This is a genomic window from Micromonospora sp. NPDC048842 (assembly GCF_040649935.1).
GTDB classification, from domain to species: domain Bacteria; phylum Actinomycetota; class Actinomycetes; order Mycobacteriales; family Micromonosporaceae; genus Micromonospora; species Micromonospora hortensis.
This window is the reverse complement of sequence record NZ_JBEZGK010000002.1, coordinates 339,053-358,160: the sequence shown is the minus strand read 5'-3', so window position 1 is coordinate 358,160 and position 19,108 is coordinate 339,053. Positions and strand designations below refer to the sequence as shown.

19 protein-coding genes are annotated in these 19,108 nt (G+C 71.0%); 6 read left to right on the top strand and 13 right to left on the bottom strand.

What is annotated here, in order from left to right; all coding sequences use genetic code 11:
- Positions 1-19: 19 nt before the first annotated feature.
- Positions 20-2,389, top strand: coding sequence for a chromosome partitioning protein (locus AB0C19_RS04185; RefSeq protein WP_357179075.1), 2,370 nt, complete (start codon positions 20-22; stop codon positions 2,387-2,389).
- Between the two features lie 44 nt (positions 2,390-2,433).
- Here the strand turns inward: AB0C19_RS04185 and AB0C19_RS04180 are convergent, their stop codons facing one another.
- Positions 2,434-2,862 carry a DUF3151 domain-containing protein gene (locus tag AB0C19_RS04180; protein WP_238685276.1) on the bottom strand — a complete coding sequence of 143 codons (429 nt, stop codon included), beginning with the start codon at positions 2,860-2,862 and terminating at the stop codon, positions 2,434-2,436.
- A gap of 249 nt (positions 2,863-3,111) precedes the next feature.
- On the opposite strand from AB0C19_RS04180, the gene AB0C19_RS04175 reads away from it, so the two are divergent.
- Positions 3,112-4,305: a hypothetical protein gene (locus AB0C19_RS04175; protein WP_357179070.1), complete on the top strand. Its 1,194-nt coding sequence runs from the start codon at positions 3,112-3,114 to the stop codon at positions 4,303-4,305.
- A 51-nt stretch (positions 4,306-4,356) separates the two neighbouring features.
- Here the strand turns inward: AB0C19_RS04175 and fbaA are convergent, their stop codons facing one another.
- Both fbaA and AB0C19_RS04165 read right to left on the bottom strand, forming a co-directional pair.
- Positions 4,357-5,382 carry a class II fructose-bisphosphate aldolase gene (gene fbaA, locus AB0C19_RS04170; protein ID WP_357179066.1) on the bottom strand — a complete coding sequence of 342 codons (1,026 nt, stop codon included), beginning with the start codon at positions 5,380-5,382 and terminating at the stop codon, positions 4,357-4,359.
- Between the two features lie 128 nt (positions 5,383-5,510).
- A complete protein-coding gene (locus tag AB0C19_RS04165) occupies positions 5,511-5,894 on the bottom strand; it encodes a phage holin family protein (protein WP_238677616.1) in 384 nt (127 codons plus the stop codon).
- 124 nt (positions 5,895-6,018) lie between these two features.
- Here AB0C19_RS04165 and AB0C19_RS04160 point away from each other — a divergent pair, with 124 nt between their 5' ends.
- Together AB0C19_RS04160 and AB0C19_RS04155 are read left to right on the top strand one after the other, a co-directional pair.
- Positions 6,019-6,231 carry a hypothetical protein gene (locus tag AB0C19_RS04160; RefSeq protein WP_357179061.1) on the top strand — a complete coding sequence of 71 codons (213 nt, stop codon included), beginning with the start codon at positions 6,019-6,021 and terminating at the stop codon, positions 6,229-6,231.
- Between the two features lie 147 nt (positions 6,232-6,378).
- Complete coding sequence (locus AB0C19_RS04155) at positions 6,379-7,953, top strand: LPXTG cell wall anchor domain-containing protein (RefSeq protein WP_357179058.1); 1,575 nt, start codon at positions 6,379-6,381, stop codon at positions 7,951-7,953.
- Between the two features lie 73 nt (positions 7,954-8,026).
- Here AB0C19_RS04155 and AB0C19_RS04150 read toward each other — a convergent pair whose 3' ends face one another.
- Positions 8,027-8,935 carry an LCP family protein gene (locus AB0C19_RS04150; RefSeq protein WP_357179053.1) on the bottom strand — a complete coding sequence of 303 codons (909 nt, stop codon included), beginning with the start codon at positions 8,933-8,935 and terminating at the stop codon, positions 8,027-8,029.
- 181 nt (positions 8,936-9,116) lie between these two features.
- Between AB0C19_RS04150 and AB0C19_RS04145 the strand changes: the two genes are divergently transcribed.
- Both AB0C19_RS04145 and AB0C19_RS04140 read left to right on the top strand, forming a co-directional pair.
- Complete coding sequence (locus AB0C19_RS04145) at positions 9,117-10,673, top strand: LPXTG cell wall anchor domain-containing protein (protein WP_357179050.1); 1,557 nt, start codon at positions 9,117-9,119, stop codon at positions 10,671-10,673.
- Positions 10,674-10,833: 160 nt separating this feature from the next.
- The gene (locus tag AB0C19_RS04140; protein WP_357179047.1) at positions 10,834-11,655 is read left to right on the top strand and encodes a DedA family protein; all 822 of its coding nucleotides are present in this window, start codon (positions 10,834-10,836) and stop codon (positions 11,653-11,655) included.
- A gap of 166 nt (positions 11,656-11,821) precedes the next feature.
- Here AB0C19_RS04140 and AB0C19_RS04135 read toward each other — a convergent pair whose 3' ends face one another.
- The 9 genes from AB0C19_RS04135 to AB0C19_RS04095 all read right to left on the bottom strand — a co-directional run bounded on the left by AB0C19_RS04135 (position 11,822) and on the right by AB0C19_RS04095 (position 19,088).
- Positions 11,822-12,199 (bottom strand): metalloregulator ArsR/SmtB family transcription factor, encoded by a 378-nt coding sequence (locus tag AB0C19_RS04135; RefSeq protein ID WP_030332125.1) that lies wholly within the window; start codon positions 12,197-12,199, stop codon positions 11,822-11,824.
- 57 nt (positions 12,200-12,256) lie between these two features.
- Positions 12,257-12,796, bottom strand: a complete 540-nt coding sequence (gene pyrE, locus AB0C19_RS04130) for an orotate phosphoribosyltransferase (RefSeq protein WP_112586136.1) — start codon at positions 12,794-12,796, stop codon at positions 12,257-12,259.
- Between the two features lie 169 nt (positions 12,797-12,965).
- Positions 12,966-13,775 carry an SDR family oxidoreductase gene (locus AB0C19_RS04125; protein WP_357179042.1) on the bottom strand — a complete coding sequence of 270 codons (810 nt, stop codon included), beginning with the start codon at positions 13,773-13,775 and terminating at the stop codon, positions 12,966-12,968.
- A 10-nt stretch (positions 13,776-13,785) separates the two neighbouring features.
- Complete coding sequence (locus tag AB0C19_RS04120; protein WP_357179040.1) at positions 13,786-14,442, bottom strand: hypothetical protein; 657 nt, start codon at positions 14,440-14,442, stop codon at positions 13,786-13,788.
- Between the two features lie 72 nt (positions 14,443-14,514).
- Positions 14,515-15,309 (bottom strand): hypothetical protein, encoded by a 795-nt coding sequence (locus AB0C19_RS04115; protein WP_357179037.1) that lies wholly within the window; start codon positions 15,307-15,309, stop codon positions 14,515-14,517.
- Between the two features lie 102 nt (positions 15,310-15,411).
- Positions 15,412-15,996 carry a DUF4178 domain-containing protein gene (locus AB0C19_RS04110; RefSeq protein WP_357179034.1) on the bottom strand — a complete coding sequence of 195 codons (585 nt, stop codon included), beginning with the start codon at positions 15,994-15,996 and terminating at the stop codon, positions 15,412-15,414.
- A gap of 82 nt (positions 15,997-16,078) precedes the next feature.
- Positions 16,079-16,933 (bottom strand): hypothetical protein, encoded by an 855-nt coding sequence (locus tag AB0C19_RS04105; protein WP_357179031.1) that lies wholly within the window; start codon positions 16,931-16,933, stop codon positions 16,079-16,081.
- 69 nt (positions 16,934-17,002) lie between these two features.
- Entirely contained in the window at positions 17,003-17,383 is a 381-nt protein-coding gene (locus tag AB0C19_RS04100; RefSeq protein WP_357179028.1) for a hypothetical protein, read from the bottom strand.
- A 112-nt stretch (positions 17,384-17,495) separates the two neighbouring features.
- Complete coding sequence (locus AB0C19_RS04095) at positions 17,496-19,088, bottom strand: polyamine aminopropyltransferase (RefSeq protein WP_357179025.1); 1,593 nt, start codon at positions 19,086-19,088, stop codon at positions 17,496-17,498.
- Positions 19,089-19,108: the final 20 nt, after the last annotated feature.

Sequence of the window (19,108 nt, the reverse complement as noted above, 5' to 3'; positions counted from 1 at the left end):
AGGACTGGGGAGGGCCGTAATGGACGAGAACGCCGACCGGGCGCAGGTGCCCGGCCAGCAGCCGGTGCCGGAGCGGGACGTCGAACCACTCTGGCCACCAGATCCGGGCGACCGGGGCGCGGTGCCGCCGTGGGCTGCGGTCGCCGAGCAGCGGGGTGGGCCGTCGTCGGTCACGCCACCGGTCACGCCACCGGTGGCCGCGCCGCCGACCGGGCGACCGCCGGTGCCCGGCCAGCCCGGCGCTGCGGCCCAGTCGCCGCCCTCGCCGTCGGACTACCCGTCGCTCACCGGCGCCGTCCCGGCACCCGGGGGGTGGGGGGTCAGCGGTCCGTCCGGCGCCGGGTCGGGTTGGGCGCCGGCGCAGCCGAGTTGGCCGCCACCGACCGCCCCGGCCGCTGCGTCACCGCCGCCTGCTCCGTCGGCGACCGGTGCACAGCCGACGCCGCCGGCGACCGGCCCGGGGAGCAACGGCGGGCCAACTGGCCCCGGCATCCCGGGTTCCGCCGCGACACCGGGCACCACCTCCGCGCCGAGGGACGGCCGTCCCTCGGCGAGCGACGCGGGCGGTGCCGCGCCCGACGCGGCCAGCCACGCCGGCGAAGTAGCACAGGTACAGCCCGGCGACCGGGGTCCGGCCGCCGCGCCAATCGCCCCGGGCGGCGTCGATCTGAACCTGCCGTTCACCCTGGACCACCCGACCGCCGCTGCCGACCGCGCCGCCGCATCCGCCTCTGCCGACCGCCCCACCACGGCCGCAGCCACCCCCGACCGGCCCGTACAGGCGGCCACCGCCGGCCCGAACGCCACCGACAGCCCGACGGCCGCCGGCCCAGCGCCGGCAGACCCCTCGGCCGCCGGCCCTGCGGTGGCCGGTCCGGCACCGCGGCCTGGTAGTCCGACGCCGCAGGCCGGTGGGCCGACGCCGCAGGTCGGCGGACCAGCACCACAGGCGGGATCAGCACCGCAGGCTGGTGGGTCCGGTGAAGACGGGTCCGCCGACGGGCCGGCGCGGCCGATTGCCGAGTCGCCGTGGGCGTACCCGCCGCAGCGGCCGGCCGGAACGGCCGCGCCCCCTCCGGACGAGGCCGGCGCGACGCCTCCGATTCCGCCTCCGCCGGTCGTCCCGCACGCCGGTCCCGCGCAGGCACATCCCGGGCAGCCGTTCATCCCCGGCCAGGCCGGCCCGGCGCAGATTCCGCCGCCGCCCGACGTGACGCAGTTCAGCCCTCCGCCCGGGCCGCCCGCACCGCAGCACGGTCCTGGGCAGGCCGGTCCGGGGACCCCACCGCCCGGGCCGTTCCCGCCCTCGCCGGGTTGGTACCCACCGCCCTGGCAGCAGGGCTCGCCCGGCGGCACGCCCGGGCAGCCGTACCAGGAGGCCGACGGGGTGACCCGGGTGCCGGCCCCCGCGTACCCGGACGCGGCCGCGTACCCGGATGCGAGCTGGACGCCGGACACCACAGCCGCACCGACCGCCGAGGACTTCGCCCGACGCCGCCAGGTTCGACCCGCCGACCCGGTGGCGACAATGGGTGTCCGCGCGGTGGTCAACAAGATGGGCCTCCTCCGACTCTCTCCGGGGCGGCACGAGCAGGAGCTCAAGCGGGACATCGAGATGGTGCGCCGCAACTTCGGCGGTCTGCGGCAGGTCACAGTGGTCAACCCGAAGGGCGGTGCCGGTAAGACGGTGGCCATCCTGCTGCTCGCGATGACGTTCGGTCAGAAGCGCGGCGGCTACGTGCTGGCCTGGGACAACAACGAGACCCAGGGCACCCTGGGGATGCGCGCCCAACAGGACTTCCACTCCCGCACGGTGCGGGACATGCTGCGTGACCTCGGGCAGTTCCAGGGCGCGCACGGGCGGGTCGGCGACCTGTCGCAGTACGTCCGCTCGCAGGGCGAGGGGATGTTCGACGTCCTGGCCTCGGACGAGTCGGCCACCGGCGGCGAGATGTTGACCGCTGCCGCTTTCGCCGAGATCCGTGAGGTGGTCAGCCGGTTCTACAAGCTGATCTTCGTGGACACCGGGAACAACGTCCGGGCGCAGAACTGGCAGGCGTCCATGGATGCCACCGACCAGTTGGTTGTCACCATGTCGGCCCGTAACGACTCCGCCGAGACCGCCGCCCGGATGCTCGACCACCTGGAGCAGAGCGGCCGGCAACGGCTGGTCCGTCAGGCCGTGACTGTGGTGTCGATGCCACCGTCCCGCAAGGAGATCGACCTGCCGGCCATCCAGGAGCACTTCGCAGCCCGCACCCGGGCGGTGCTGCTGGCCCCGTACGAGCGGCTCATCGACAGTGGCGAGCCGATCCGGTACGGCGGGCTTTCCTCGGCCACCCGGGACGCCTGGCTGAAGATCGCCGCGGCGGTCGCCGAGGGGTTGTAACCGCCGACGGCCGGCCCGATGTCGGGCCGGCCGTCGGGGCGGGGTCAGTTGCTCGCCAGCGCGTCCGCCGCTTCCGGGTCGCAGTCGCGCAGGAACTGGGCACAGCGGGCCGCCTCATCGGCCTCGCCGATCTCGTCGGCGGCGCGGGACAGCACGTAGAGGCAGCGGAGGAAGCCCCGGTTGGGCTCGTGTGACCACGGCACCGGGCCGTGCCCCTTCCAGCCACTGCGGCGCAGTTGGTCGAGGCCCCGGTGGTATCCGGTGCGGGCGTACGCGTACGCCGTCACCACCTGGCCCTGCGCGAACGCCCGCGCCGCGAGCTCCGCCCAGGCCGCGCTGTAGGTCGGGAAGCCGGCCGCCACGTTGGCGTACGCCTCATCGGTGCCGGCCTCGGCGGCGGCGGCCAGGGCGGCGTCGGCCTCGTCGTTCACGGGCAGGCGGGTGGCCGGTGGCTCTGGCAAAAGGTTCTGCATCGCCCCATTCAACCCGCTGGACAGGGCGACACGCGAGCGGGTCGGCCGACGTGTCCCGCTGAACGGCTGAGGAGTTGGTCACGCCTGCGGCCTATGCCGCTGCCTGGTGTTTTCCACTACAACTAATGGTCCGGAGCCTCCCCAGGAACCGGTTATGCAGGAGCCCGGTGGCCACGACCACCGGGCTCCTGTCGGTTCCACCCCTGGCCCGAGGTTTGACCGGCCCCGGTGGAGGGGCAGGATGGCCCGGTGCCGACCCCACCTCCCGCGGACGTCATCGAGCCGCACCTGCACGCCGGTGAGATCCAGACCCGTGCCGAGTTCGACAGTCAGCTGACCACCGGTCGGCTGACCGGACTGACCGTGCAGGGCCTGCGGCTCGACCTCGCGCCGGTGCCCGACCTGACCGGCGTCGACGTCGCCGGCACCCTCTTCGTCGGTTGCCGGTTCGCGTCCCGGGATGTGGGCGCCGACCTGGTCCGGCGCGGCGCCAACGTGGTGCCGCCGTTCTCCGGGTTGCCGTACCCGACCCAGCCGACGCACCTCTACACCCCGGACGAACTGGCCGCCGGGTTCGCCGAGGGCGGGTTCACCGGGATGTACGACACCCGGGTGTACGACCACTACCGGGCGCACGGCGGCGCGTTGCCGGACGTCAAGGAGGCGCTTGGTCAGCGGCTGCACGACCACGGCGTGGACAACGCGCTGGCCGACGCCACCCGCGTCTGGCTGACCGCGCACGGGCCGCAGTCGGTGGTGGGCATCATGGGCGGGCACGCGGTGCGGCGCGGCAGTCCCGCGTACCGGATGGCGGCCGTGCTGGGTTGGGAGCTGGCGCGGGCCGACCGGCTGGTGGTGACCGGCGGCGGTCCGGGTGTGATGGAGGCCGCGAACCTCGGCGCCTACCTGGCGGACCGACCGGCGACCGATGTGACGGCCGCCATCGACCTGCTGGCCACCGCCCCCGACTTCACCGACCACCACAGGTACACGGCCACGGCGCTGACGGTCCGGCAGCGGTACGCGGGGGTGCCCCGGCAACGTGGCGACGACCTGGGCTGGGCGCGTGCGGGTGGTCTGGCCATTCCGACCTGGCTGTACGGGCACGAGCCGGCGAACCTTTTTGCCGGGCGGATCGCGAAGTACTTCTCGAACGCGATCCGGGAGGACACCATCCTGCGCCTCGCCCGGGGCGGCATCGTCTTCGCGCCGGGGCGGGCGGGCACTGTGCAGGAGGTGTTCCAGGCGGCCACCAAGACCTACTACGGCACCGACGGCGCCAGCGGGGCGTACATCTTCCTGGACCGCGCCTACTGGACCGTCGAGTTGCCGGTGGAGGCGCTGTTGCGTCCGCTGCTGGCCGCGTCCCCGTTCGGTGACCTGTCGTCGACGATCCACCTCACCGACGACGTGCGCGAGGCCGTACGCCTGCTGACGACCTGACGACGACGGCCGACTCCCCGTGCGGGGAGCCGGCCGTCGGGTGGGACGTCGTTACTTGGTCATCGTGGTGCCGGTCGAGCGCAGGTGCTCGCAGGCCTCGACGACCCGGGCGGCCAGGCCGGCCTCGGCGGCCTTGCCCCAGGCGCGCGGGTCGTACTGCTTCTTGTTGCCGACCTCGCCGTCGATCTTCAGCACGCCGTCGTAGTTGCGCAGCATGTGGTCCACGACGGGGCGGGTGAAGGCGTACTGGGTGTCGGTGTCGATGTTCATCTTCACGACGCCGTAGTCCAGAGCCTCGCGGATCTCGCTCAGCAGGGAGCCCGAGCCGCCGTGGAAGACCAGGCTGAGCGGCTTGTCCTTGCCGTACTTGGCGCCGACGGCGTCCTGGATCTGCTTGAGGATCTCCGGACGCAGCTTGACGTTGCCCGGCTTGTAGACGCCGTGCACGTTGCCGAAGGTCAGTGCCGCCATGTAGCGGCCCTTCTCGCCGAGGCCGAGCGCCTCGACCATGGCCAGGCCGTCATCGGTGGTGGTGTAGAGCTTGTCGTTGATGGCGTTCTCGACGCCGTCCTCCTCGCCACCGACGACACCGACCTCGATCTCAAGGACGATCTTGGCCTTGGCGGCCTCGTCGAGCAGCTTTGCGGCGATCTGCAGGTTCTCCGCGACCGGCACGGCCGAGCCGTCCCACATGTGCGACTGGTACAGCGGCTCCTCGCCGCGCTTCACCCGCTCCTGCGAGATGCCCATCAGCGGACGCACGAACCCGTCCAGCTTGTCCTTCGGGCAGTGGTCGGTGTGCAGGGCGATGTTCACCGAGTACTTCTTGGCGACCTCGTGCGCGTACGCGGCGAAGGCCACAGCGCCGGTGACCATGTCCTTGATCGAGGGGCCGGAAAGGTATTCGGCGCCACCGGTGGAGACCTGGATGATGCCGTCGCTCTCCGCGTCGGCGAAGCCCTTGAGCGCCGCGTTCAGCGTCTGGGAGGAGGTCACGTTGATCGCGGGGTACGCGTACCGGCCAGCCTTGGCGCGGTCCAGCATCTCCGCGTAAGCCTCGGGGGAAGCGATGGGCATGTGATGCGCTCCTTACTCTCGGCCGTGCTGGCCGCTGTTCTTCATTTGTGCGCCGGACCGCGCTGTCCTCCGCCGGGAGTATCCCGTAGGTGAGGTGCGCCGGAACAACCGACCCGGGTGCTTGCCGTTCACCGGCGGTCAAGGTTGTCCGGCACGATGACGCTGATCAACCAGGTCACCACGGTCATCACGATGGCTCCCCAGAACGCCGGCCAGAATCCGTCCACCTGGAACGGCAGGTCGAGCCCGCTGGCGATCCGGTCGGTGAGCAGGAACAGCAACGCGTTGACCACCAGCGCGAACAGGCCCAGGGTCAGCAGGTAGAACACACAACCGACGACCCGGATCACCGGCTTGAGCACCGCGTTGATCACGCCGAAGATCAGCGCCACCACGATCAGGGTGAGGACGGTGTTGCCACCCGAACGACCGTGCACGTCGACCCCGGGCACGATCAGCGTGGTTATCCACAACGCGACAGCGGTGATCGCCAGTCTGATGAGGAAGCCCACGGCACCATCCTGGCACCGGGTCGCGCCGCCGAGGGCTGATTCCGCCTACTCCGCTTCCGGGCGGTGCGCCGGCCCAACCCGTACGGTGGGTGGGAACCGTGCCCCGAGACCCCCGGGAGGGATGATGGGTCAGCCCGACGAGGACTTCACCCCCGGCGACCACCTCGCGCCCGACGAACGCGACCCCGAGGCGGACCCGGCCGACGCAGTCGAGCAGGCCACTGTCGCCGGCCCGGCCGACATCGACGGTGAGCCGCACCGCGGCCTGGAGGTCGACGACTGGGACGCGATGGAGCAGGCCCGGGTGGTCACCGGGGACGAGGACGACTACCGCTGATCCCGTCGCGGGTCGGCTGCCCGTTGCGACACTGGTGCTCAGCCGTTCGGGTCATTGGATAGATATCGATCCGAAGGGGGTTACCGGGGGAGTCGGGGCGTCTCTAGGTTGGACGAGCGCCACCTGTACCCCCACGGGAGGACCCCCATGCTCAAGCATTCGCTCCGCTGGCTGACCGGGCTCGGCGCCGCAGGCGCGTTGATCGCCGCCTCCGCCACCCCCGCCGTCGCCGCACCCACGATCGAGCCCTACTTCCAGGACGCCACAGTGGCCATCGGCGCGGAGGCGACCATCCGCGGTCTGTTGCTGTACGCCGACGAACCGACGGTCCTCACCGACGTGTCCGTGCGGTACGACTACCGCTCCCTGGCCGACACGATCACTGTGACTCCTGCGGACGGCCAGGAGTGCACCGCGCCGGAGCCGGGCGTCCTCGTCTGCACGGAGCCCTCCGATGTCACCCTTTACGAGATGCCGCCGCTCGGCAGCGGGATCTACCGCAACGGGGTCAAGCGGGTGCACCTCGGCCTCACTGAAGACGCGCAGCTCGGTGACTCCGGGGACGTCGCGGTCAGTTTCCAGGCGGCCGGCGGGCGGAGCGGCAGCTACACCTCGCACGTCCGGGTCGGCGAGGGGGTCGACCTGGCCGGCGGCCCGTTCACCAGCCTCTCCGCCAAGCCGGGTGGGAAGTTCACCGTTCCGCTGGCCGTGGCCAACGCCGGCGACAAGGTCGTCAACGGATTCGTCGCGGTCTTCGATCTCCCCTACTCGATCCGCACAAAGGACCGGTTCAGCAACTGCCGCTACTCCGACGACCACCTGGTCTCCTGCCAGTTCGACGAGGACATCCCGGTGGGCACCGGGCTGGCCACCACGCTGAACCTCGAGTTCGTCAAGGACACCTACGCGCCGGCCAACCACTCCGGCTACGCCCAGTTCATGACCACTGCCGACTTCGAGGACCTGACTCGGGTGCGGACGGCCGTCGGCGCTCGGGCGGCCACCCCTGGCGGCGGTCCGAAGCTGACTCTGACCGGGGCACCCGGCAGGATGCGGAAGGCTTCCCAGACCGACGTTGGCCCAGGCAACGACTACACCGGGTGGACCATCAAGGCCACCGGCACTAATGGCACCGACCTCGCGGCGATCGGCGCCACGCTCAAGGGCACGGCCGGTGCCGTCGTCACGGCGACCGTCGGCTTCCGGAACAACGGCCCGGCGACGCTCGACCGGACGAACGGAGACTTCGAGGCCGCCACCCACACGAACGTCGAACTGCCGCCGGGCACCACCGCCGTCGAGGTCCCCGACAACTGCTGGTTGCGGCAGGACACCACCCGCACGTACCTGTGCGCCTCGGAGATGCTCCTGGTGGCCGGGCAGGCCTACACCGTTAAGTTCCGGCTACGGATCGACAAGGTCATCCCCAACGCCCGGGGCGCGGTGCGGGTCAACGCGCCGTGCGAGTGCCCAGCCGGCGGCGGCTTCCAGGACGACCTCAAACCTGTCAACGACAGGGCCACCATCGTGGTCAACGCGCCTCAGGGCGGCGGTGGCCAGGGCGATGGTGATGGCGATGACGACGGTGGCGGTGGCGGTGGTTCGCTGCCCATCACCGGCGCCCCCACCAACCTGATCGCGGGCATCGGTGCCCTGCTGCTCGTCACCGGTGCCGGCTGCTACCTGCTCGCCCGACGCCACAGCACCCGCTGCGCCGCCTGACCCACCCCGACCCGACCGACGCCCCGCCGGCCCGTACCGGGCTGGCGGGGCGTCGTCGTGCTGTCCGCGTCCGTCAGCGGACGGGATTTACCTGCTCCGGGTGCTGCGCCGCCCACTGCGCCAACCGATCCTCGCGCAGCGCGGCGAGGAAATCCGGGCCCTCCTTCGGGTCCAGGGGCAGCCGCGAAGCGTTGCCTGCCGGGGGGCCGACTGGCAGGCTGAGCCCCACCGGATCGACGCTCTTCAGTTCGGGTAGCACCGCCACCAGCCTGGTCAGCGGCAGGCCGTCGTCGTCGACCGCCAGACCCTTGCCGGCGGCTGACAGCAGCGCGGTGAGCCGTACCGGGTTGGTCAGCACGTCCTGGGCGACCGCCCGCCGTACCAGCCCGGCGACGTAGCGCTGGGCGTTACGGTCCCGGTCCAACGTGCCGTCGGGCAGATACCGCCGTTGCCGCAGCAGGTCGACGGATGCAGCTCCGTCGAGCAGCTGACAGCCGGCCGGAAACGTCCGGCGGGTGTGCCAGGACCGCACCTCCTTTGGCAGACACACCTCCACCCCGTCGACCGCCTCGGTGATCCGGCGCAGCCCGGCGAACGTCAGCACCGCGCCAGCGTCGACGCGTACCCCGGTCAGGTCGGCGACCACCCGCCGGGTCAGGTCGTAGCCGGCGTCCAGGTCGGGCCGGGGTTCGCCGGCACCGGTGTAGAACGCACTGTTGAGCTTCTCGACCCCCCGGCCGGGGATCGAGACCTCCAGGTCACGCGGCAACGAGATGAGGTACGGCCGGCTCCGGTCGGCCGGGATGTGCACCAGCAGGACGGAGTCCGCCAACCGGTACGACGGTTGCTCGCCGAAGTTGAGCTGGACCCGGACCATGGTCTCCTGGACCAGATCCTGGGCCTGGTGTGGTTCGCCGGTCAGCATCACCGCGTACCGCAGTAGCGGGGCCAGCCGCGTGTCCGCGAACTCCTCGTACGTCACTGCACCTCCCGGGGGCTCCTGCCTCAGATGACGGAGGCGGACCGACCGAACATTGCGGTGACTCTGATCAACCTTTTGGTTCGTCTTGCTCAGCGGGCGGATTTGAGGGCTGCAGTCTGCCTTAGCGATTCCTTAAGATCCGCAGGCTCCACCTGATCCCCCAACTGGAGGAACCCCCCTCATGCTCACCCACTCCACCCGGCGTTGGCTCGCCGGACTGGGCGTAGCAGGCGCGTTCGTCGCCGCCGCCGCCCCCGCCGCCGCCGCACCGGCAGCCCTCGCCGCACCGGTAGAGAATCTCGACCTGTACGCCAACAACGTGATCGTCGCGCCCGGCGGCACCGACAAGTGGCTCACCCTCTTCTCGCTCACCACGGAGCGGCAGCCCGACGACTACACCATCAAGGTGGACCGGAGCAAGGTCTACGGTTTCGCCGACGTCGAGAGCAGCGGGGACAACTGCACCGAGTCCGGTGCGATCCTGACGTGCAAGGTCGAGGACCAGGACGACGACGGCTCGTACCTGAACCTCGTCTCCCTCGTCGTTCGCGCAAAGGCCGACGCCAAGCCCGATCAGAAGGGCGAGCTGAGGTTCACCGTCACGCCGGACGGCAAGTCCGAATCCGCCTCCTACAGCTCGACGGTAGAAATCGGCGAGGGCGTCGACCTCACCACCAACGAGTCCCTGGAGCTCAAGGGGGCGCCCGGCGCCACGCTGAAGGCCCCGTTCCAGGTGACCAACCGGGGCGAGGTGCCAGCGAAGGACGCGGTTCTCTACGTCGTCGGCGCGGACGGTCTTCAGCCGTCGAAGCGCTACGAGAACTGCGAGTACACCGAGGGCCCGCTGCACGACTTCGCGTTCGCTTGCCGCTTCGACACGACCATCGGCGAGAACAGTAGCTTCCGCCTCGACGACAGCTTTGGGTTCACCGTGCCCGCCGACACCTGGGCGCCGAACGCCTTCGGCGGGTTCTCCACCTGGTTCACGCCTGCCGACTGGGACGAGTACAGGTCCGAGGCCGAACTCCCGGCCAAGATCGGGCCGAACGGGACCGAGGGTGAGCTGAAGCTCGAGCCGGTCATGAACCTGCGCTCCCGGCAGACCGACGTCAACCCGTTGGACAACTCGACCTGGGTCGACCTTCAGGTGACCGGCGACCAGCGGGCCGATGTGGCAGCGCGCGGCGCGACGGTGACCGGTGACGTCGGCGCCACCGTCGCGCTCACTGTCGGCTACGTCAACAACGGGCCGGCGGCCGTCAACGCGGGTGGCGGCGAGTCGCCATATGTCGGCACCACCGTCACGCTGCCGAAGGGCGTCACCGCCGTCCGCGCTCCGGAGAACTGCTTCGACTCCGAGGACGACGGGTGGGAGCCGGGCAAGCCCGGCGCGCGGGTCTACCGGTGCTTCGTGGACGGCTCGATCAAAAAGGGCGAGAAGGTCGACTACGAGTTCCAGGTGCGGATCGACCAGGCCGGCGACCAGGCCGGCGAGGTCACGCTGCGTACCGGGCGCGAGGAGACCGAGATCAAGGACCTGAACCCGGCCAACGACACCGCGCAGATCCTGGTGAACGGCGGCGGAGACGGCGGCCAGGGCGGCGGTGACGACGGCGGTTCGCTGCCGATCACCGGTCAGTCCACCGGGCTGATCGCCGGCCTCGGCGCGCTGCTGCTCGCCGCGGGCGCCGGCGGCTACCTGGTGGCCAAGCGCCGCCGGACCCGCTTCGTCGCCTGACCCACCCCGCACCACCGGTGCCCCGTCGACCACACGGTCGGCGGGGCACCGTCGTTGGACCCCACGACCCCACGACCCCACGACCCCACGACCCCAAGACGCGGGCGGGTGGTGACGGGCCGGTCCGGCGCGGCCGGGACCCTGGGCTTCGGTACCCTTTGTGGCCGTGGACACAGCTGAGAAGACCCGCGCTCTCCTGGAGAGCGTCGCCCTGAACCCGCTCGATCCCAAGGATCTGTTGCAGACCTTCGGGCTGATCGGCGTGTGGGTGATCCTCTTCGCCGAGACCGGCCTGCTGGTGGGCTTCTTCTTCCCCGGTGACTCGCTGCTGTTCCTCGCCGGGGTCGCCTCGTCACCGGTGGCGGACGCGATCTTCGGTGACGGCACCCGCCTCTCCCTCACCGGTCTGCTGATCGGTGGGCCGATCTGCGCGATCGTCGGGGCGCAGCTGGGGCACTGGCTCGGCGCGCGGTACGGCCGGCCGATGTTCGAGCGGCCGAACTCCCGTCTCTTCAAGAAGGAGTACGTGGAGAAGGCGGAGTACTACTTCCAGAAGTTCGGCCCGGCGAAGGCCGTCGTGCTGGCGCGCTTCATTCCGATCGTCCGGACGTTCCTCAACCCGGTGGCGGGCGCGCTCGGCATGCCGGCCAAGAAGTTCCTGCTCTGGAACATCGTCGGCGCGGTGCTCTGGGTGGACGGCATCCTGCTGATCGGCTACCTGCTGGCCGAGCAGATCTACCAGGCCATCGGTGACAAGATCGACCACTACATCCTGCCGGTGGTGGCCCTGATCATTGTGATCTCGGTGCTGCCGATCTTCTTCGAGTTCCTCCGCGACCGGCGGGCTCGTAAGCGCGGCGAGGCGGTCGCTGTGGTCGCGGCGGCCAGTGCCGCCGGCGCGGTGGAGGCGGCCCGCGAGGCGTTCGACCACGACCGGCACGAGCACGGCCGTCAGCGCCCGGAGCACGGCCAGGACCGTTGAACGGTACGACGACGGCCGGCCCCCTGGTGAGGGGGTCGGCCGTCGGCATGTCGAACCCGGCCTCCGGTGGTGCGACCGGGGACGAGCAGGTGTCAACCACCGGTGGCGCCACCCCTGGCTCGCCACCGGACGCCGCCCCGGCTCGGAACGGCGTGTAGTGCCTAGGTCAGCGGGCCTTCTTGGTGGCCCGCTTACGCGGCGGGGTCAGCAGGTCGGCGATCGTCGCGATCGCACTCGGGACCAGGCTGTAGTACGCCCAGACACCGCGCTTCTCCCGCTGCAACAAGCCAGCCTCGGTGAGGATACGCAGGTGGTGACTGACCGTCGGCTGAGAGAGGCCGAGCGGCGCCGTCAGGTCACAGACGCACGCCTCGCCCTCGGGGGCCGACTGGATCAGGCTGAGCAGCCGCAACCGAGCAGGATCAGCAAGGGCCTTGAGGACCCCGGCCAGACGCTCGGCATCGGCACGTTCGATCGGCTCGCCGTTTAGCGGCGAGATCTGAGGCATAGTCATTTCGGCCAACGCAGTTCCCACGTATTCCATCCTTCCACCAGCAGCATCGATCCGCCTGCATATCAGCAGATCCGAATCGGCAGACTTTTACGCCACAAGGCCGAGGTCAGCCAACGTATAGGCCGCCCGGTACGGCAATCCGGCGGCTCGCACCGCGTCGCCGGCGCCTCGATCAACAATAACCACCACGCCCACGACTTCCGCCCCGGCCTCGCGAAGCGCCTCGACAGCGGTCAAAACACTTCCGCCCGTCGTGGATGTGTCCTCCACCGCCAACACTCGACGGCCAGCCACCTCCGGTCCCTCGATCCGCCGCTGAAGACCGTGGGCCTTGCCCGCCTTGCGCACCACAAAGGCGTCCAGGGCCCGGCCGGTCGGAGCGGCGGCGTGCAGCATCGAGAGCGCGACAGGATCCGCGCCCAGGGTGAGGCCCCCAACGGCGTCGAACTCCCAGTCGGCGGTGAGGTCGAGCAACACCCGGCCGACCAGAGGAGCGGCCCGGTGATGGAGCGTGACGCGCCGCAGATCCACGTACCAGTCTGCCTCGCGCCCCGACGAGAGCACGACCCGGCCGTGGACCACAGCCAGGTCGGTAATGAATTTACGCAGGTCGTCGTGGTCCCCCATGGCGATAGAGGTTACTGCGCAACTCTGAACGCCGTGTGCGGGGTCCACCCTGATCAGCCCCGAGGGGAACCGATGACTGGCGATGTTCGACTACGCTCAGCAACTGGCCCGACAGCGGCGTGCCAGCGCCGTCCCACCACTCGCTCGGGGTCGGCGGGCCGGTCGAAGCTCAGCGCTCGTCGCGACCGATCCGGCCGCGGGTGTCCCGCGCGACCGCCTGGAGCAGCCGCCGCGGCGCGTGTCGCATGCCGGCGACGACCACCTTGTACTTCCACGCCGGGATGCTGACCATCTTGCCTTTGCGCAGGTCACGCAGGGCTTCTTCCACCACATCCTCGGCCCGCAGCCACAGCCACTCCGGCGTCTTGGACATGTTGATGCCGGCCCGCTGATGGAATTCGGTGCGCGTGTAGCCGGGGCAGAGAGCCATCACCTGAACGCCGAACGGCCGCGCCGACTGCCCGACGGACTCACTGAAGTTGGTGACCCACGCCTTGCTGGCCGAGTACGTCGATCCGGGCATCGCCGTACCGAAGCCGGCGACCGAAGAGACATTTATCACTGCCCCATTTCGCCGTTCAGTCATCGGTCGAAGCGCCGCCAGGGTCAGCCGCATGACCGCGTGCACGTTGAGTCGCAACAGTCGCGCCTCGTCCTCCGCCGTGGAGCGCAGGAACGGTTTGTTGAGGCTGATCCCCGCATTGTTGACCAGCAGGTGCACCGGGCTGCCGTCGGCGAGCCGCTGCTCCACCGTGGCGCAGCCGTCGTCGGTGGACAGATCCGCCGAGATCGTCTCCACCTCGCGTCCGTACGTGGAACCAAGCTCGGTGGCCAGCTCGGTCAGCCGCGCCGCGTCGCGGGCAACGAGCACCAGGTGCCAGCCGTCGGCGGCCAGCTTTCGCGTGAACGCCGCGCCGATGCCGGCGGTGGCCCCGGTGATCAGGGCTCGGCGCTCGGCAGTCGTGGGGTCGAGCGTCACGGCATTGTCCTCACCTGGGCGGGTACGGGGGCGTGTGCGGCGCAGACGGGGGCTGGTGCGGGGCGGGCGGGAACATGGGCGGTGCGGTTGGCGCCGTCGAGCGGTGGCGGCCGAACCACCTGTTCGCCGCCGGCAGCGCCAGCAGCGTAGCTACTACAAGGTAACCGAGCGCCTGTGCGACGGAAAGCCCGGCGTTGAGCGGGATCCACCAGGACGGGTACGCATCGCCGAGCAGACCCAGCAACTCGGCGAGAGCCTCCTCGCCGGAGCCCAGTTGCAGTGGCGCGGCCCGTTCGCCGGCGACCACCGCCACGCTGCAGCAGCCGGCGAGCAGGCCGAGCCCGCTGACCACCCAGGTCGCCACTCGGACACCGTTGCGACCGGCCACCAGGCCGAGGGCCAGGCCGGCGAGCAGCAGCGCGGAGAGCACCGCCACCACCGCCGACAGCACCGCGGACGCGCGGAGCAGAGTCACCACGTCGTCGATCTGCTCCGCGCTCGCGGAGGTGTCGCGGGCGGCGGAGCGGAACGCGTCGACAGTCCCGCCCAGCACCACCAGGTCGACCACCGCGTACGCGAGTGCGGCGACAGCCATCACCGACAGCACGGTCGCCGCCGACAGAACGGCGGCGGGCCGGCGGGCCGGCGCCGATTCCGGGTACGACACGACGAATCCCTCCGGTAGGCGTCGGGTTGCAACCTACTCGGAGGGATCGTCGGCGTCGTGCTTATCGAGCCGTCAGTTGGTCGGCGGCGGGGTTGACCCGGGCCGGTCCGTGGGCGGCGTGTCGTCCGGCCGGTCCGCCGCCGGTGGCGGCGGGTAGCTCGGCTCCCCACTCGACGGATAACCCGGCTCACCCGATGCCTGCGGATAACCCGGCTCACCCGATGCCTGCGGGTAGCCCGGCTGACCGGGCGCCTGCGGGTTGCCCGGGTAGCTGGCGCCCGGGGTCGGCGGCTCCCAGCCCGCGGTCTGCTTGCGGAAGAACGGGTTGGCCTTCGGCAGCGCCAGCAGGACCAGCGCCGCGATCAACGTGATCAGGCTGAGCACATTGAGCAGGAGGCTGACCGGGGTGACCCAGGAGGGCAGGGCCTCCTCCAGGCGACGCTGGATCTCCTCGGGGCTCGGCCCGTTGGCAGTAGTTCCGCCACCGGTGTTGAAACCGCCGGCCGCGTTGCTGAGCAGACCACCGCCGACGCAGCAGACCATGATGCCGCCGACGATCCAGGTGGTGATGCGGGCGCCGTTGCGGCCCTGGTTGTTGAACAGGGCCAGCACGCCCAGAACGACCGCGAGCAGCAGTAGGACGATGCTCCCGCCGATGCCGATGACGGCGAAGACATCGGCCACCTGCTCACCGTCGGTGGCGCTGCCCGCGTACGCCTCACGGAGAGCGTCCCGCGTCTTGCCGAAGGTGCTGAGCGTGATGATCAGAGTGATCACCTGGAGTGCCAGGAACAGGAAGAGCAGGTAACTGGAAATCGACACAATGGATGGCCGCTGACGGGCCGGCGTGCTCTGGGAATCGACCACGATTCTCCTTCCCTAAGATCGCGCCCACACCGTATCGACAACCAGCCAGTTCGGCATGCCGTGACGAGCCCGGCGCGTCCGCTCGGTCCGGCTCAGCGGGCCTCAGGCACGAGGCGGGCGGATCGTCAGGTCGGCGGGGGCGAGCAGGTCACCGCGGGCGACCCGCCAACCCTCTTCGCCGTACGCCTCGAAGGAGAGCCGCGCGGCGCCACCGGCCTGGTAGTCGTGGTAGCGCATCGTCCCGGTCGACGGCAGCTCGGTCTCTCCGGTGGCGGTGTAACGCGCCTGCCCGGTCTCGGCCCAGGTGTAGCGCCGCCCGCCGAGTTCGATGGTCGGGGCGCCCGGGGTGACGGTGGCGCCCGGTTCGGCGGTCCAGAACACCAGCTCGAGTTCGGGGCCGTCCTCCACGGAGAGCCGGTGGCGGGTGCCGGAGTCGTCGTCGAGGAGGTGCTGCACCCAACTCCAGTCGCCCTCGACCAGACGGATCGTGGCACTCACCGCGTACTCCCGCTCGCGGATCCGCACGCGGTCGCCCTGAGTCAGGCGGAGTGGGCCGTCGCGCGGCGGCTCCGTCGACTGGCCGTCGGGCCGGCCCGTCGGCCGTCGGCGGGCCCGCACGACGACCACGACCACCGCCACCGCGAGTACGGCAACAGCCGCCACCAGGCACGTCACCAGCGCGTCCACCCGACCACCTCCCCAGGTACGTCGGCGCAGACGGTAACAACCCTCGGCACCAGGAAGGCCCGCGCTGTGGCCGACAGCTCAGCTAGCGAGGGTGGTCGGGTGCGTCCTCCGGAGGCACCGTCGGCGGTCCCGTCGTCCCTGGTGAGGTGCCTGGCGCACCCGGCGTCAGGTGCGCGGCCGGGTCGGGGCAGATCAGGTAGCCGGGTGGGAGCGGCTGGTTCGGCGGCAGGAAGCCCGGCACGAGTGGAGCTGTCGGATATCCGTAACCGGTCGGGGCGTAGGTGGGGACGGGCATCACCCAGGCCGGGCCGGGCAGCGCCTCGTTCGCGGTACGCGGCACGAACCAGCGGTTCGCCGGCGGCAGCGCCAGCAGCAGGACCACGGCTGCGGAGAGGGCCAGTACGGTGAGCACCCCCAGCCCCGCCGCGGGGAAGAACAGGTCGTCCCAGGGATCGGTGCCGGAGTAGAGCGTGTCGTAGAACGTCGAGGTCTCCCACTCTTCGTCCCAGTCCGGTGCCGGCTCGTCCCCCATCTCCGGCATGGTCAGAAGCGGCACGAGGAACCCACCGGAGCAGCACTGCGCGAAGCAGACCAGCAGCTGCGCGCCACTGGCCACGAAGACCAGGATCCGTGCGAGGTTGGCGCCCCGCCGGACCGGGACGGCGGTGGCCGCCAACCAGACCGCGAGCAGCACCGCCGGCACGCCGAGGATCAGCGTCATCGCGACGTTGCCCTGCCGCTCGCCAGCCACCTCGTCCGGGTCGGCGTCCGGCACCAGCCGTGCCGCGCGGTCGATCTGGCCATCGAAGTGCACCGCCTCGGCCACCGTCAGCGCGGCCAGGCCGAGCAGCACCAGCACCACTGCCAGTTGCAGCCAGAAGGCGATGGTCACGGTGACCGGGCGGGGCGGACGCGGCGCGGCGACGGGCGGGCTCATGGCTCGCAACGTACGGCGCGGCGTCGGCGACCGGCAGCACCAATCGGGCAGCACCGACCGGCGAATGGATCATGCTGAGGCGAGCCGCCGACTGGCGTACGTGCCGAGGGTTTCGCGATCCATCACGCAGCCGACGAAGGTGGTGAACTCGCTCGGATCGTCCCGCAGCGACGTCCAGGCCGCTCGGGCCGCCTCCGGGTCGACGCGCTCCAGCAGCGTGGCCGCGTACGCCCGGCCGGCGGGTGTGCCGTCGGCCAGCACCCGGTCGAGCTGGCGGCGTACCTCCTCGGGGTGGTCGCTGAGGGCGGCCTCGACCCGGTGGTACGCCTCGGTCACCGGCAGCAGCGCGCCCGCGATCCCCACCCCACCGAAGGCGAGCGTGTCAGCCGCCACCAACTCGTCGACGGCGGCGCCCAATTCGCGCTCCCAAGCCTTCCGCATCCCAAACATGCCTCCACCCTTTCCCCGTCCGCCCCCACTCCACCCCGTTAATCACGAGGTTTGCGCCATGAGCGGACACTCGCCTGTCTCAGCGCCTCGTTTCAGGCGCCAGGCGGTGGGGTCAGTAGCCGCGCCACTCGGTGCGGGCGTAGTCGAGGACCCTCGGTTGGAGGAGGGTGCTGGGGGGCACGTTCAGGCGGGCGCGGTCGGGTGGAAAGGCCGCCGCCGCCCGCAGCACGCCCGGGTCGAGGAAACGCAGCCGGGGCGCGTCGGCCGGCAGTTCCAGCACCGGCGGGACGGGTCCCGCCGTGGCGAGCAGGAAACCCCAGTCGCCGAAGGACGGCACGTCGACGTGGTACGGCACTGTGGCGAAGCCGGCTTCCCGCACCGACGCGTCGATCGACCAGTAGGAGCGGGGCGCGAAGTACGGCGAGCCGGACTGCACCACGAGCCGTCCCTGCTCGGCGAGCACCGACCTGATCAGCGCGTAGAACTCGACCGTGTAGAGCTTGGCGGTGGCCGTCTCGTCCGGGTCCGGCAGGTCGGCGACCACCACGTCGAAGCGCTCGGCGGCGGTACGCAGCCAGCCGAACGCGTCGGTGTTCAGCACCCGTACCCGGGGGTCGTCGAGCGAGCCGCCGTTGAGCTCCCGCAGTTGCGGCACGGTGCTGGCCAGCGCCACCACCGCCGGGTCGAGGTCGACCACTGTCACCCGGCGGACGTCCGGGTACCGCAGGATCTCCCGGACGGCGAGGCCGTCGCCGGCACCGAGAACCAGGACGTCGCCGCGCGGGCCGCGCATCGCCGGATGCACCAGCGCCTCGTGGTAGCGGTACTCGTCGACCGAGCTGAACTGAAGATCACCGTTGAGGAACAACCGCAGGTCGCTGTCGGCGTGGCCGACCTCCCGCACCGACCGGGTCAGCACGATCTCCTGGTAACGGGAGCGTTCGGCGTACACGACGGGGTCCCGGTAGAGCTGCTGCCGGGCGGTCACCTCGAAGTCGGCGGCGGTCACCCAGGCGTACCCCAGGCAGAGCGCTACCACGACAGAGCCGGCGCCGAGGACGAGCCGGGCCCGGCGGCTCAGCTCACTCCGGAACACCGTGCAGACCAGGGCGAGACCGGCCACCGCGTTCACCGCGCCGACCACCAGGGCACCCTTGAGCAGGCCGAAGACGGGGATCAACAGGAACGGGAAGGCGAGCCCGCCGAGCAGCGCGCCGACGTAGTCGGCGGCGAACAGGTCGGCCACCGCACTGCCGGCGGCCTGCTCGCGGATGCGCTGCAACATCACCATCAGCAGCGGAATCTCCGCGCCGATCAGCAGGCCCAGGACGAAGGCGGTGCCGACCAGCGCCGGGCCGTACAGGTCGAGCCAGGCGAAGGCGGCGTAGAGGCCGAGTACGGACAGACCACCGAGCAGGGCCAGGGTCAGTTCGATCACCGCGAACGCTGCGGCGGCCCGGGGCTGCAACGGCTTCGCGACCAGCGCGCCGACGCCCATCGCGAAGACCATCACACCGAGCACGATCGACGCCTGCCCGACGGTGTCGCCGATCAGGTAGCTGCCGAGCGCGACAAGGGCCAGCTCGTAGACCAGCCCGCAGGCGGCGCAGACGAAAACCGCGACCAGCACCGCCGCGCGGGCGAGCCGCCAGTGCGGCCGGGCCTCGGTGCCGCCGTCGACCACCGGCGGCGCCCCGGTGCTCATGACCGCCCCGGGTACGGCCG